General features: G+C 65.8%; 16 protein-coding genes. 7 read left to right on the plus strand and 9 right to left on the minus strand.

Translation table 11 applies throughout. The features are described from left to right. Positions 1-185: 185 nt before the first annotated feature. From J7355_RS00095 to J7355_RS00110, 4 genes are read right to left on the minus strand one after another with little or no spacing between them, the layout of a single operon-like run. Positions 186-992 carry an SDR family oxidoreductase gene (locus J7355_RS00095; protein ID WP_209058724.1) on the minus strand — a complete coding sequence of 269 codons (807 nt, stop codon included), beginning with the start codon at positions 990-992 and terminating at the stop codon, positions 186-188. A 48-nt stretch (positions 993-1,040) separates the two neighbouring features. After that, the gene (locus tag J7355_RS00100; protein ID WP_209058726.1) at positions 1,041-1,514 is read right to left on the minus strand and encodes a TspO/MBR family protein; all 474 of its coding nucleotides are present in this window, start codon (positions 1,512-1,514) and stop codon (positions 1,041-1,043) included. Further along, positions 1,507-1,785 carry a hypothetical protein gene (locus tag J7355_RS00105; RefSeq protein ID WP_209058728.1) on the minus strand — a complete coding sequence of 93 codons (279 nt, stop codon included), beginning with the start codon at positions 1,783-1,785 and terminating at the stop codon, positions 1,507-1,509. Before J7355_RS00105 ends, J7355_RS00100 begins: the two co-directional genes overlap by 8 nt. A 4-nt stretch (positions 1,786-1,789) precedes the next feature. Beyond that, complete coding sequence (locus J7355_RS00110) at positions 1,790-2,176, minus strand: CbiX/SirB N-terminal domain-containing protein (RefSeq protein WP_209058730.1); 387 nt, start codon at positions 2,174-2,176, stop codon at positions 1,790-1,792. A 97-nt stretch (positions 2,177-2,273) separates the two neighbouring features. Here J7355_RS00110 and sufT point away from each other — a divergent pair, with 97 nt between their 5' ends. Then, on the plus strand, positions 2,274-2,825 hold the full coding sequence (gene sufT, locus J7355_RS00115; protein WP_209058733.1) for a putative Fe-S cluster assembly protein SufT: 552 nt from the start codon (positions 2,274-2,276) through the stop codon (positions 2,823-2,825). Positions 2,826-2,840: 15 nt separating this feature from the next. Here sufT and J7355_RS00120 read toward each other — a convergent pair whose 3' ends face one another. The 3 genes from J7355_RS00120 to J7355_RS00130 are packed head-to-tail and all read right to left on the minus strand — an operon-like array spanning position 2,841 to position 4,919. Beyond that, entirely contained in the window at positions 2,841-2,987 is a 147-nt protein-coding gene (locus J7355_RS00120; RefSeq protein WP_209058736.1) for a DUF3096 domain-containing protein, read from the minus strand. 58 nt (positions 2,988-3,045) lie between these two features. Next, positions 3,046-3,741, minus strand: coding sequence for a hypothetical protein (locus J7355_RS00125; RefSeq protein ID WP_209058740.1), 696 nt, complete (start codon positions 3,739-3,741; stop codon positions 3,046-3,048). Further along, positions 3,738-4,919 carry an SMP-30/gluconolactonase/LRE family protein gene (locus J7355_RS00130; protein ID WP_209058743.1) on the minus strand — a complete coding sequence of 394 codons (1,182 nt, stop codon included), beginning with the start codon at positions 4,917-4,919 and terminating at the stop codon, positions 3,738-3,740. Before J7355_RS00130 ends, J7355_RS00125 begins: the two co-directional genes overlap by 4 nt. Before the next feature lie 94 nt (positions 4,920-5,013). On the opposite strand from J7355_RS00130, the gene J7355_RS00135 reads away from it, so the two are divergent. Both J7355_RS00135 and J7355_RS00140 read left to right on the plus strand, forming a co-directional pair. Further along, entirely contained in the window at positions 5,014-5,490 is a 477-nt protein-coding gene (locus J7355_RS00135) for a DUF4112 domain-containing protein (protein ID WP_209058745.1), read from the plus strand. 52 nt (positions 5,491-5,542) lie between these two features. Continuing rightward, a complete protein-coding gene (locus tag J7355_RS00140; protein WP_209058748.1) occupies positions 5,543-6,010 on the plus strand; it encodes a peroxiredoxin in 468 nt (155 codons plus the stop codon). A 4-nt stretch (positions 6,011-6,014) separates the two neighbouring features. On the opposite strand, the gene J7355_RS00145 is transcribed toward J7355_RS00140, so the two are convergent. Both J7355_RS00145 and J7355_RS00150 read right to left on the minus strand, forming a co-directional pair. Further along, a complete protein-coding gene (locus J7355_RS00145; protein ID WP_209058752.1) occupies positions 6,015-6,386 on the minus strand; it encodes a DUF423 domain-containing protein in 372 nt (123 codons plus the stop codon). Next, entirely contained in the window at positions 6,386-7,213 is an 828-nt protein-coding gene (locus tag J7355_RS00150; RefSeq protein WP_209058755.1) for a PhzF family phenazine biosynthesis protein, read from the minus strand. The genes J7355_RS00145 and J7355_RS00150 overlap by 1 nt, the downstream gene beginning before the upstream one ends. Before the next feature lie 77 nt (positions 7,214-7,290). Here J7355_RS00150 and ppk1 point away from each other — a divergent pair, with 77 nt between their 5' ends. The 4 genes from ppk1 (at position 7,291) to J7355_RS00170 (ending at position 12,312) form a co-directional block, all read left to right on the plus strand. Beyond that, entirely contained in the window at positions 7,291-9,381 is a 2,091-nt protein-coding gene (ppk1, locus tag J7355_RS00155; protein WP_209058757.1) for a polyphosphate kinase 1, read from the plus strand. Positions 9,382-9,494: 113 nt separating this feature from the next. After that, complete coding sequence (locus J7355_RS00160) at positions 9,495-10,520, plus strand: lipid-binding SYLF domain-containing protein (protein WP_209058759.1); 1,026 nt, start codon at positions 9,495-9,497, stop codon at positions 10,518-10,520. Between the two features lie 29 nt (positions 10,521-10,549). Then, positions 10,550-11,224 (plus strand): monofunctional biosynthetic peptidoglycan transglycosylase, encoded by a 675-nt coding sequence (gene mtgA, locus J7355_RS00165; RefSeq protein WP_348522976.1) that lies wholly within the window; start codon positions 10,550-10,552, stop codon positions 11,222-11,224. A gap of 71 nt (positions 11,225-11,295) precedes the next feature. After that, positions 11,296-12,312, plus strand: a complete 1,017-nt coding sequence (locus J7355_RS00170; RefSeq protein WP_209058763.1) for a hydrolase — start codon at positions 11,296-11,298, stop codon at positions 12,310-12,312. The last annotated feature ends 14 nt before the right edge of the window (positions 12,313-12,326 follow it).

The following is a 12,326-nucleotide window of genomic DNA, read 5'->3' on the forward strand; positions in this document are numbered from 1 at the left end:
GCGCTCCTCTATTTTGAATTATGCATTCATAATTACGCCGGACTCAATGCGATCTAAGACGTAGACGCATCGTGGCCCTGGGTCGGGAATTCAGGCGCGCTTGGGCCGCCCGTCGGGCAGGCCGCGCGCTCTCATCGCCGGGCGGGCCGTAGCGCGAAGACCGCTGTGGCCGTGGCGGGCGCCGGCTACTCCTTGGGCAGCGCGAAGCGCATCACGCGGTCGATGATCCACGGCGGTAGCCCGCCCGGGGCGAGCCGGCTCATGCGCATGAGCATGCGATAAGAGAGGCCGGGCACCACCTGAGACTGCTTGCCCAGGCCCTTGAGGCCGGCTTTCACGACGTCCTGCGCGCTCATGATCGTGGCGCGCATGGGTGCCGGCCAGTTGCTCGGGTCGACATTGGCGTGGTCGAAGAACTCGCTCTGGGTCAGGCCCGGGCATAGCGAAACGACGTCCACGCCGTCGCGGCCCAGTTCCTCGTGCAGGCCTTCGCCGAGGTAGCGGTTCCAGGCCTTGGTGGCGCTGTAGTTGGAGAACATCGGCGTGGGCACGATCCCGGCGATCGAGGCGAGCATGATGATGCCGCCGCGCCGGTCGTCACGCATGCGCGCGCCGAAATGATGCGCCAGAATCAGCGGCGCCCGGCAGTTGAGTGCGAGCATCTGCAGCTCGCTGTCGAGATCGTGATCGAGAAATTCGCCGGTCTGGCCCGATCCGGCATTGTTGACCAGCAGCCCGATATGGCGCGTGCCGAGCGCTTCGGTGATGGTGTCGAGGAAATCGTCGGCGCAGAGGTCGGCCGCGATCGAAAGCGTTCGAATCCCGAACTGCGCTTCCAGCTCGGCGCCGAGTGCCTCCAGGCGTTCGCGCCGGCGCGCGACCAGGGCCACGTTCACGCCCCGGGCCGCGATCTGGCGGGCGAATTCCGCACCGATGCCGGCGGAGGCGCCGGTGATCAGGGCCCAGGGGCCGTACTTGTCGACGAAGGCCATGTCAGGCTCCTTGCGCGAAGGTCAAACGGTCGAGTGTTGAGGCGCTGGCTAGACGCTGCCCCAGTTCAGAAACAGCAGCCCGGCATTGAGATACACCGCGTAACTCACCCACGCCAGATAGGGCACCAGCAACAGCCCGGCGAAGCGATCCGCGCGCCAGAAGTCGTGCAGCGTGGCCGCCAGCAGCAGCCACAGCGCGACGATCACCAGCAGCGCCCAGGCCAGCGCGTGAGCGCCGAACGCCACCGGCATCCACAGCGCATTCAAGACGAGCTGGGCCGCGAACAGCCCCAGCGCACGGCCCACGCCCGCGGCACGCCAGACGCGCCAGGCGGCTACGGCCATGCCGATATAGAGCAGTGTCCAGGCGATGGGGAAGGCGATATCCGGCGGGGTGCCGGCCGGCTGCGAGAGTTGTTCGTACCAGGCCCCCGGCGGGAATACGGCGCCGGTGAGCGAGACGAGCGCGACCGCGATGCCGCATACCAGCGCGGCCCGGGTGGCATGAAAGCCGTCACGCATGGAAGACGCCCCGGCGTGCCGGCACCCACCAGGTGAAGCCGAAGATCAGCGTGGCGATGATCGTGGTGCCCCAGCCCACACGGCGCCCCTGCACGGCGATGAAGGCGAGCGGAAACTCGAGCATGTGGATCATCACCACGATCGCCCAGAGCTTGGCCACCGGGTCGGCGAAGCCGGCGGTGACATAGAAATAAAGCCCGAAGCCGTGCAGCACGAGCAGCACGGCGTTGAGCGCAAGCCAGAAGCGGCGATTGTCGGCAAGCGAGTTCATGGCTCTAGTTCGCGTCGGCCGTGGCGCTGTCGGCCAGCATGGTCAACAGCAGTTTCGGCATGGTTTCGGAGGTGCCCAGATACGGCGCGATCTCGATATGCACGTCGGGATGCTTGTCCTGTGCGATCGCCACTTCCTCCGGGATGTCTTCGATCACGTGCCGGCCTGCAGCGAGAAAATAAGGAAGCACGGTCACGTGCGCGGCGCCGTTCGCGATCAGCCGCTCCAGCCCGTCGGGGATGGAGGGCTCGGCGAGCTCGAGAAAGGCGCACTCGATGGCGGCGAAGCGCTCGTTGGCTTCGTCGCGTACGCGTTGGGTGAGCGCGCGAACCTCGTCGTTGGAGGCCTGACGGCGACTGCCGTGGGCCACGACAAGCAAGGATTTCTTCATAGTCTCAATCCTAACAGAGAGCCACGCGGCCGCGGCTCGGACAGCCCGGCGGGCGCTTGGTAGAATGGCGGTCATTCTTCAACACGGGTATCGCGCCATGCAGATGCCATCCAATGAACCCGTCACCTTCCAGCGTGACTGCGAGGCAGTGCTGATTCCGGCCGGGGATACGGTCGAGATCCCGGTCGGGACGCACGGCAACATCACTCAGGCGCTGGGCGGCTCGTTCACGGTATATATCGCCGGCAACCTCATCCGTATCGCCGGCGAGAACGCCGACGCCATCGGCCAGGAGCCGCCGGAGCCGCTGCGCTTGCCCGAAGGCGCCGGCAACGACGACGTCGAGGCCATGGTCTGGGAACAGATGCGTACCGTGTTCGACCCGGAAATCCCGATCAACCTCGTTGATCTCGGTCTGGTCTATCAGTGCGACTTCGACCACAGCGACCCGGCGGCGCGCGTGGTCGATATCGACATGACGCTGACCGCGCCCGGCTGCGGCATGGGCGACATCCTCGTGGACGACGTGCGCAACAAGGTGAAGATGGTGCCCACCATCGACCAGGTGCGCGTCGAACTGGTCTTCGATCCGCCGTGGACCATGGAAATGATGAGCGATGCCGCCAAGCTTCAGGTCGGCATGCTCTAGCAGGCGGCCTGCGGGCTAGAAGTTCACCAGCCCCAGCACGCCGATGAGGATCAGATAGCCGGCCACGATGTAGTTGAGCAGGCGCGGCACCAGCAGAATGGCGACGCCGGCAGCCAGCGAGACGATGGGAACGAGGCTGGCGTCGGAAATGGTGATGGTCATGAAAGCCCCCTGGGTGTGAAAACGCGTCGAGAATGCGGCAACGTCGCGGCGTGCGCAATCAGGGCCGAGCCCGCACCGGGCGTCCAACGAGCCGGTCGAGCAGCCGGTGCTGCGCCGCCACGGCTTCGCGGGTAGCGGCTTCCAGGTCCCGCGTTTCGCGCATCGCGGCAAAGCCGTCGGCGAGTAGTGCGTAAGTCCGGCCCATGCCGAATGCCTTGGCCGGCGAACCGGCAAGCTTGAAGGCCCAGTATGCGGCGCGATTCTCGGCGTAGCCGCCGAGCAGGTCGACCAGTTCGCCGAGCCAGGCGATCTGCTGTTCCCGGACGTCGATCCGGCCTACCGCCTGGAACGCGCGCACATAAGCCGCGGACGTGATCGGCCCTTCGCCCGAGCGCGCGATCAGCGCATCCGCGAGATCGGCGTCGAGCTCATCGGCGGCGTGTTGCAGCCGTACCGCGATGACCAGCGGCCGGTCGTCGTTGATGATGCGCCCGATGCGCCCGGCCACCTTGTCCGGCTGCTCGGTGAGCTCCGACCAGTCGGCCTCCAGATAGAACGTGCGGGTCAGAAACCGCAACAGCGCGTCGCCGTCGTGGCGCTGGGCGATCGGCCGATGCCAGGCGGCGATCCGCTGCGACTGCCACTGACGCAGGCTTGCCAGCCGTGCGTCGAAGGTCGGCGATTTGCGTTCCGCGAGCGCGGCGCGGGCGTCGCGCAGCGCGCACAGGGCCTGTTCCAGATCGTGCGCACTCACGGCTGCGGGCGGTCTCGTTGCGGCGCGGGAATCCAGGCGAAGGCATTCGCGGTCAGGCTGCCTAGATAGAGCCGCCCGCCGGACTGTTCGACGCTGGTGATCGGCGCGAACGCGCTCGGGTTCGTGTCCTGGAGGTCGGTCACCACATTGCCGTCGCTATCAAGCCCGAGCAGACGGCCGACGTGGGCCGGTGCCGGCTGCAGGGCCTCGGGCAGATGAAAGATGATGCGCCGCAGCCAGGGTTTGTCGGCGGCGAAATCCAGCATCTCGTTGCGCGGCGCGAACAGCGCGACCCAAAAGGTGTCGCTGTCGTCGCTGTAGGAAATGCCGTCGGGAAAACCCGGCAGGGCGTCGATGAACACGTCGCTCTGGCCGGCATTGTCGCCGGTCAGCCAGTAGCGCAGCACCCGATAGCTGCCGGTTTCGGTGACCAGCACATAGGCGTCGTCGCGGCTGACCGCCACGCCGTTGGCGAACTGCAGACCGCCCAGAAGCACGGTCACGTCGCCGGTCGCCGGATCGTACTTCATCAGCCGGCCGTGGCCGCCGTGTTCGAGGATGTCGGCGCGGTAGTCGTGCTGGCCGTATTTGCTGGACGCATCCGTGAAATAGATGCTGCCGTCGCTGGCGACATCCACATCGTCCGTGAAGGCGAACGGCGTGGCGCCGGCACCGCTGGCGAGCATGGTGATATCGCCCTGGGCATTGATCGCGAGCAGGCCCTTCTGGGCATCGGCGACGATGAGCGTCTGCTCGTCCGTCGGCGCGCGCTGGCCCGGCGTGGCCGCAGCGCCATCGCCCGCGGGGCGCGCACCGTTCTGTGCCGCATTGCCCGGCGGCTCGACAGGGCCACGGGTGAACGCGAGCCCCAGCGGTCGCCCGTTGGTGGTCGCGAACACCTCGCCGTCACCGCCGTTGGCGTCGAAGCGACGTATGGTGCCGTCGTCGTAGCCGGCATAGAGCCGGCCCTGATCGTCGATGGCCACGTCTTCCGGGCCGGTCGCGATATCGGCGGCCAGCCGGCGGGCATCGTCCAGCGGTGCGCTCTTCACCGGCGCAGCGCCGGTCTGAGCCGGTGGTGGCGTCCAGGGTTGGGGCATGAACGCGCTCGGCCAGAACAGGGCGTAGCCGACAAAGGCCACGAGCGCGACGAGCAGCAGGACTAGCAGTTTCTTCATTTCATTCCTCGGCCCGCGAAACGGCCCCGGGCCGTGATCATCGAAAGAATCGGCATACAATGGGCGACAAATATCGAGGCCGCATTATCCATAAATGAGCGACGACGTCTCGCCCGCCCTGTTAGCCAAGCGCCGTGCCAGCCTGGCGCGGATCGACCGTATCGCGTGGTGGCTGGACGATGCCTTCCGGATCCCGGTGCTCAACAAGCGCGTGGGTATCGACGGTGTGGCGGGGCTTGTGCCTTTCGCCGGGGATCTGGTCGGTGCCGGTCTGTCGAGCATGCTGGTGATCGAGGCCTTGCGTCTGGGTGCGCCGCGCCGCGTCTGGATGCGCATGGGCGCCAACGCCGGGCTCGATTTTCTGGTCGGCCTGGTGCCGGTGGCCGGTGACCTGTTCGACATGTTCTGGAAGGCCAACCGCCGCAACGAGCGCGTGCTGCGCAAATGGCTGGAGCAGGTCACCGCGGGCGAAACGAAACAGTCCCGCTGGGGCGGCGCGGTCGGCGTGAGCCTGGGCCTGGCGGGCGCGTTCATCGTGACCGTGGTGCTCTGGAAAGCGCTGTTCGGTTAATCGCGCCGCGGTTTTCAGCGCGGTTCAGTCAACAACGACAAGGAGGAATAACGTGGCCCATGCCCCCGATACCGGCGATCGCGCGCCGACCTTCGTACGCGACGCCCACGACGGCCGGCGCGTCGATACCGCGGCGTCGGTTGGCCGCCGGCCGCTGGTCATCTATTTCTATCCGCGCGACGAAACGCCGGTCTGTACGCGCCAGGCCTGCAGCTTTCGCGATCATCTGGAAGCATTCAACGATCTCGACGCCGACGTCATCGGCATCAGCGCCGACGATGACGCCAGCCATCGCGCCTTTGCCGAAAACCACGGGCTCGATTTCGCGCTTGTCTCCGACCACAACGGTGCGCTGTCGAAAGCTTTTGGCGTGGGGCGTGCGCTCGGCGTGCTGGGCAATCGCGTGACGTTTGTCATCGACCGCGAGGGCGTCGTGCGCCTGCGCTATCAAGCACAGATGGCCGCGGCCCGCCATGTGGACAAGGCCCTGAAAACGCTCGAGGCCCTGGCCGAAGCGTGATGCGCTAGCCGCGTACCACGGCCAGCAGCAGGGCGATCCATGCGACGATCAGGAGCACGCCACCGAAAGGCGTGATCGCGCCCAGCCAGCGCACCCCCGACAGCGCGAGCACATAGAGGCTGCCGGAAAAGATCAGCGTGCCGAGGGCGAAGCAGACTGTCGCCGTGGCCAGACTCGCGCCGGCGAGGCCCTGGCGGGCGAGCAGACCGACGGCGAGCAGGGCGAATGCGTGATAGAACTGGTATTGCACCGCGGTATGCCAGATCGCCTGCATGTCGGCGTTCAGCTTCGAAGCCAGGGCATGGGCGCCGAATGCGCCGAGCAATACGCCGATCAGCCCGTAGAGACTGCCGGCGGCGAGTGCGAACTGCGTCATCAGAAATCCTGTTCGAGAAAGATACGGCTCTCGGCATAGCGTACGGCCCGGCCCCCCAGGTGTACGCGTTCGCCGTCGAGCCGGCAGAGCACCGTGCCGCCGCGCTGCGAAATCTGGCGGCCCGCCAGCGCGCTCTTGCCCAAGCGCTCGCCCCAGTACGGCGCCAGCGTGCAATGGGCCGAACCGGTGACCGGGTCTTCGTCGACGCCGTGTGCGGGCGCGAAATACCGCGACACGAAATCGTGCACGCCGTCGTCGGCGGGCGCGGTGGCGATGACGCCGCTGTTGTCCTCGCGGTTGCAGGCGGCCAGCGCACGCATGTCGGGCTCGAGCGCAGCGACGGTCGCGGCATCGTCGAACACCGCGAGGTGATTCACACTGGTATGCCATTCGCTGCTGCGCGCGCCCAGCGCCTTTTCCACCGCGGCGGGTGCCTGGGCCAGACGCGTCGCGACGCGGGCGGGGAAATCCAGCCAGAGCATGCCGTCGATCTCGTCGACGCCGAGTTCGCCGGCATAACGGGTCGCAAAGCGCAGCGGCGCGGAAAAGCCGTCGCGGCAATGCAGCAGCACATGGGCGCTGGCCAGCGTGGCGTGGCCGCACAGGTCGACCTCACAGGCCGGCGTGAACCAGCGCAGCTCGTGGATCTCCGTGCCCGGCACGATAAAGGCGGTCTCGGCCAGATTGTGCTCGGCGGCGATCGCGGCGAGCGTGGCATCGTCCAGCCAGGCGTCGAGCATCACCACCGAGGCCGGGTTGCCGGAAAAGGCCCGGTCGGTAAAGGCATCGACCTGATAGGCATCGAGTTGCAGCGTGCGGTTCGTCATGGAATTGTCATCTACTGTTGCTATCCGTAGAGCCCATTTTCCGCCGTCCGCGTGACGGGCTCCCCTGATAATCCTGCATGAGTGCGATCTTGAACGACTCCGGTGAACGTCCGCTTGATGCGCCCGATCTTTTCATCAATCGGGAGCTGTCCCTGCTCGAATTCAACGATCGGGTGCTCGAACAGGCCCGCGATACCAGGGTGCCGCTGCTCGAACGGCTGAAGTTCCTGTGTATTTCGTCGACCAACCTCGATGAATTCTTCGAGGTGCGTGTGGCCGGCCTCAAGCAGAAGGCCGAACTCGTCAATGCACCCACCGAGGCCGACAACCGTACCCCGAGCGAGGTGCTGCGTGCGATCAGTTCGCGCGCCCATGCGCTGGTCGAAAAGCAGTACAGCACGCTCAACGACGAAGTGATACCGGCGCTGCAGAACGAGGGTATCCGCTTTCTTCGACGCGCCGAATGGAAGCCCGAACAGCGTGCCTGGCTGGCGCAGTACTTCGAGGAGGAACTGCTGCCGGTCATCAGCCCGCTGGGGCTGGACCCGGCGCATCCGTTCCCGCGTATTCTCAACAAGTCGCTGAATTTCATCGTCTCGCTCGACGGCACGGATGCCTTCGGCCGCAAGATCGACTATGCCGTGGTTCAGGCGCCGCGTGCGCTGCCGCGTGTGATCCAGCTGCCCGCCGAGGAGACCGGCAGCGGCCCGCACGATTTCGTGTTCCTGTCGTCGATCATCCATCAGCATGTCGGCGATCTGTTCCCCAGCATGCGCACCCGCGGTTGCTACCAGTTCCGCGTGACGCGCAATTCGGACCTGTTCGTCGACGAGGAAGAAGTCGACGATCTGCTGCGTGCCGTCGAGGGCGAGCTGCCGTCGCGCCGCTACGGCGACTGTGTCCGGCTCGAGGTCGCGCACAATTGCCCCGAGTCGCTATGCAAGTACCTGCTCGACCGGTTCCTGCTCTCGCGCGAGGATCTGTTCCAGGTCGATGGCCCCGTGAACGTGAACCGGCTGATGTCGCTGCTGGACACGGTCGACCGCCCCGACCTCAAGTACCCAGCCTTCTCGCCGAACCTGCCCAGCGAGCTCGGCCCCAGTGGCGATCTGTTCGCCGAGATCCGGGCCTCGGACGTGCTGCTGCATCATCCGTTCGACTCGTTCCTGCCGGTGATCGACTTCGTACGCCGGGCGGCTGCCGACAACAGCGTGCTGGCGATCAAGCAGACGCTCTATCGCACCGGGCCGAATTCGGCGGTGGTGGATGCGCTCGTCGAGGCCGCGCGTGCCGGCAAGGAAGTCACCGTGGTGGTCGAGCTGCGCGCGCGTTTCGACGAGGCCGACAACATTGAGCTGGCCAACCGCCTGCAGGCCGCCGGCGCGCACGTGGTCTACGGGGTCGTGGGCTACAAGACGCACGCCAAGATGACGCTGATCGTGCGCCGCGAGGCCGACGGTCTGCACAACTACGTGCATCTGGGCACCGGCAACTACCACCCCAAGACCGCCCGGCTGTATACCGACTACGGGCTGTTCTCATGCGAGGAGAATCTCGGCAATGACGTGCACGAGATGTTTCTCCAGCTGACCAGCCTGGGCAAGGTATCGGGGCTGGCCCGTCTGCTGGATGCGCCGTTCAGGCTGCATTCGGCCATTCTTGCCAAGATTGCCCGCGAAGCCGAGAACGCGCGGGCGGGCCGGCCTGCCGGGATCATCGCGAAGATGAACTCGCTGGTCGAACCGCAGGTGATCAAGGCCCTCTACGCCGCATCGCAGGACGGCGTGCCGATCGATCTGGTCGTGCGCGGTATCTGTTGTCTGCGACCGGGCGTCGAAGGGGTGTCCGACAACATCCGCGTGCGCTCGGTTGTGGGGCGTTTTCTGGAGCACACGCGCGTGTTCCATTTCGCCAACGACAACGATCCTGAGGTGTATCTTTCGAGCGCGGACTGGATGGATCGCAATTTCTTCCGGCGGGTGGAGACCTGCTTTCCCGTGACCGCGGCACCGTTATATGATCGGGTCCGGCGCGAGCTGGCGCTCTATCTGTCCGACAACAGCCAGGCCTGGCTTCTCGGCAGCGACGGGCGCTACGAGCGGGCGAATCGAGCCGACGGCGAGGAAGAGCTCGCCGCGCAGAAACGCCTGATGGAGGGGCCGGGCTGACAGGCGTCGCGCAACACGTGTGAACCTGCGGTTGTCGCGGCGGTCTGATCGCGCAGTAACACCGATTCACGCCGGCACTCGTCGGCCCAAATCTCCAGGCAGGGGAATCACTGATGAAACAATGGATGACGGCGCTACTTATGGCCGTGGCACTGCTGGCCAGCACCAGCGCATTCGCCGAGAACGAGCAGCAGCAGAAGCTCGATGACGCCACCACCGTGGTGCGCCAGTTCGTCGATATTCCCGAGAACGCGATCCCGCCGGCGCTGCTGGGCAAAGCCTACGGCATCGCCGTGATCCCGAGCGTGTTCAAGGCCGGCTTCGTGGTCGGCGGCCGTCATGGCAAGGGCGTGCTTTCGGTGCGGACTCGCGACGGCAGCTGGTCGAACCCGACCTTCATCTCGCTGACCGGCGGCTCCATCGGCTGGCAGATCGGCGCCTCGTCGTCGGATATCATCCTCGTGTTCAAGACCCAGCGCAGCATCGACAAGATCGCCAGCGGCCAGATCAACTTGGGCGCGGACGCCGCTGTCGCTGCCGGCCCGGTCGGCCGTAGCGCGGGTGCGTCCACCAATCTCGGTTTCGATGCCGAGGTCTATTCCTATTCCCGTGCCCGCGGCCTGTTTGCCGGCGTATCGCTGGAAGGCGGCAAGATCAGCATCGACCGTGAAGCCAACTGGCTGTTCTACGACAAGGCCGGCATCGACGCCTATACCATCCTGCGTGATGGCGACGAATCGAAGATGCCCCAGGCCGGTCAGAAGTTCATCTATACGCTGGATCGCTACATGCCGGCCTCGAGCGACTTCGATCGCGCCGCGGCCACCGAAGGCACTCGCATGGAACAGGGCAGCAGCGGTAATGCCGGCGGGTCGCAGAGCAACGACACCAGCCGCGGCCAGGCGGTACCGTATGAAAGCAGCGGCAGCGGTATCGAAGTGCGTCAGGGCAACTACGACGCGGCCGACAACAACGGCAACGCCGGTGGCAGCTACAATCAGGGCAGCGCCAACGACGGCAGCTACAATCAGAACTACAACCAGAACAGTGGCGGCAACGCCCAGAGCGGCGGCTACGACCAGAGCAGTCAGGGAGGCGGTAGCAGCGACTACGGTAGCGGTGCCAACGGCAACTATTGAGATTTCTTCTTAGACGACCCTTTCGCTATGTGCTGATCGCTGCCGGCGTGATACTGCTCGCGCCGGCAGTGCTCATTCTGCTCATGCGGTGGGTCAACCCGCCAGTCTCTGCCTATATGGTCCGAACCCATTTCCAGGCCGAGCAGAGCAGCGATGGCCCGACGATCTTCTATCGCTGGGCCGATCTGGATTCGATCGCCGCGTGCATGCCGCTGGCGGCGGTCTCTGCAGAAGACCAGACCTTTCCCGAACATCACGGTTTCGTCTGGAAGGCGATCGGCGACGCGCTGGTGGACAACGCCGAAGGCGGCACCATCCGTGGTGCGAGCACGATCAGCCAGCAGACTGCGAAAAACCTGTTTCTGTGGCCGGCCAAGAGCTATGTCCGAAAAGGCATAGAAGCCTATCTGACGGTCTGGATCGAGGTGCTCTGGCCCAAGCGCCGCATCATCGAGGTGTATCTGAACATCGCCCAGTTCGACGACCGGGTGTTCGGCGTGGGCGCGGCCGCGGATCGGCTGTTCGGCGTCTCGGCCAGCCAGCTCAGCGCCGGCCAGTGTGCGCGCCTGGCGGCGGTGTTGCCCAACCCGGTGAAGTACAGCGCTGCCTCGCCGGGCCCTTATGTGCAGGGCCAGTCGGCCTGGATCCTGCGCCAGATGCGCCAACTCGGCAACGGCTATCTTGCGCCGATCATCGAGAAATGACGCCGCGTGTCTGGTGTATCATGCACACAATTGGTCATCTGTTCTGAATGGTTGCCGGCTAGACTTCCGTCATGCTGACTCGTAGTGATTTCGAACCCGCGTTCTGGCTGCGAAATGCCCATGCGCAGACCGTATTCGCTTCCAAGCTGCGGCCCTCGCCGCCGCTGGACGTCGAGCGCGAGCGCCTGGAGCTCGACGACGGCGATTTCCTGGATCTGTCCTGGCTGCCGGAGCGCGGCCTCGATGAAGAAGCGCCGGTGGTCATCGTGTTGCATGGGCTCAACGGGTCGCTCGAGTCCAAGTACGCACGCGGGCTGCTGCGCCAGGCCGACGCGCACGGCGCGCGCGGCGTGCTCATGCATTTTCGCGGCGCCGCCGAACCCAATCGCCTGCCGCGCAGCTATCACTCCGGCGAAACCGAGGATTTCGCCACCGTGGCCGCGCATGTCCGCGCGCGTTATCCGCGCGCCGCGCTCGCCGCGGTCGGTTACTCGCTGGGCGGCAACGTGCTGCTCAAGTATCTGGGTGAGCGAGGGCGCGAGTCGCCGCTGGCCTGCGCCACGGCCGTCTCGGTGCCCTACGACCTCAAGCGCTGCGCGGAAGCCATCCAGCAGGGTTTGTCGCGTATCTATCAGGCCCATCTCATTAACGGGCTGCGCGAGGCCTACGAAAACAAGTTCAACGTTATCGACGCGCCCGAGCCGCTGCCGGACTTTCGCAAGCTGCGCGATTTTCCGTCCTTCGACAACGCGCTCACCGCGCCGCTGAACGGCTTCCGCGATGCCGAGGACTACTACGAGCGCTCGAGCAGCGGCCCGTTCATCAAGCATATCCGCACGCCCACGCTGATCATCCACGCGGAGGACGACCCCTTCATGGCGCCGGACATCATTCCCGCGGCGGACGCCTTGTCCGCCGCGGTGCGGCTCGAAGTCTCGCGTCATGGCGGCCATGTGGGTTTCGTGGGCGCAGGGCGCTATGGCGAGCCGGTCTACTGGCTGGAACGCCGCATCCCGGCGTGGCTGCGTGACCGGTTGCCGGGCTTCGAAGCCCCGGCGTCGGCGCGCGAGGCACAGGAAGCCGGCTGATCACGCAGCCCGTA

The organism is Endozoicomonas sp. G2_2, assembly GCF_017744135.1.
GTDB lineage: Bacteria > Pseudomonadota > Gammaproteobacteria > Nevskiales > Salinisphaeraceae > Salinisphaera.

Bases quoted from the DNA above. Each gene is read 5' to 3' on its own strand.
- sufT (WP_209058733.1), top strand. From the start codon at position 2,274: ATGCAGATGCCATCCAATGAACCCGTCACCTTCCAGCGTGACTGCGAG.
- ppk1 (WP_209058757.1), top strand. From the start codon at position 7,291: ATGAGTGCGATCTTGAACGACTCCGGTGAACGTCCGCTTGATGCGCCC.
- J7355_RS00100 (WP_209058726.1), bottom strand. From the start codon at position 1,514: ATGCGTGACGGCTTTCATGCCACCCGGGCCGCGCTGGTATGCGGCATC.
- J7355_RS00120 (WP_209058736.1), bottom strand. From the start codon at position 2,987: ATGACCATCACCATTTCCGACGCCAGCCTCGTTCCCATCGTCTCGCTG.
- J7355_RS00105 (WP_209058728.1), bottom strand. From the start codon at position 1,785: ATGAACTCGCTTGCCGACAATCGCCGCTTCTGGCTTGCGCTCAACGCC.
- J7355_RS00150 (WP_209058755.1), bottom strand. From the start codon at position 7,213: ATGACGAACCGCACGCTGCAACTCGATGCCTATCAGGTCGATGCCTTT.
- J7355_RS00135 (WP_209058745.1), top strand. From the start codon at position 5,014: ATGAGCGACGACGTCTCGCCCGCCCTGTTAGCCAAGCGCCGTGCCAGC.
- J7355_RS00170 (WP_209058763.1), top strand. From the start codon at position 11,296: ATGCTGACTCGTAGTGATTTCGAACCCGCGTTCTGGCTGCGAAATGCC.
- J7355_RS00095 (WP_209058724.1), bottom strand. From the start codon at position 992: ATGGCCTTCGTCGACAAGTACGGCCCCTGGGCCCTGATCACCGGCGCC.
- J7355_RS00110 (WP_209058730.1), bottom strand. From the start codon at position 2,176: ATGAAGAAATCCTTGCTTGTCGTGGCCCACGGCAGTCGCCGTCAGGCC.
- J7355_RS00130 (WP_209058743.1), bottom strand. From the start codon at position 4,919: ATGAAGAAACTGCTAGTCCTGCTGCTCGTCGCGCTCGTGGCCTTTGTC.
- J7355_RS00160 (WP_209058759.1), top strand. From the start codon at position 9,495: ATGAAACAATGGATGACGGCGCTACTTATGGCCGTGGCACTGCTGGCC.
- J7355_RS00145 (WP_209058752.1), bottom strand. From the start codon at position 6,386: ATGACGCAGTTCGCACTCGCCGCCGGCAGTCTCTACGGGCTGATCGGC.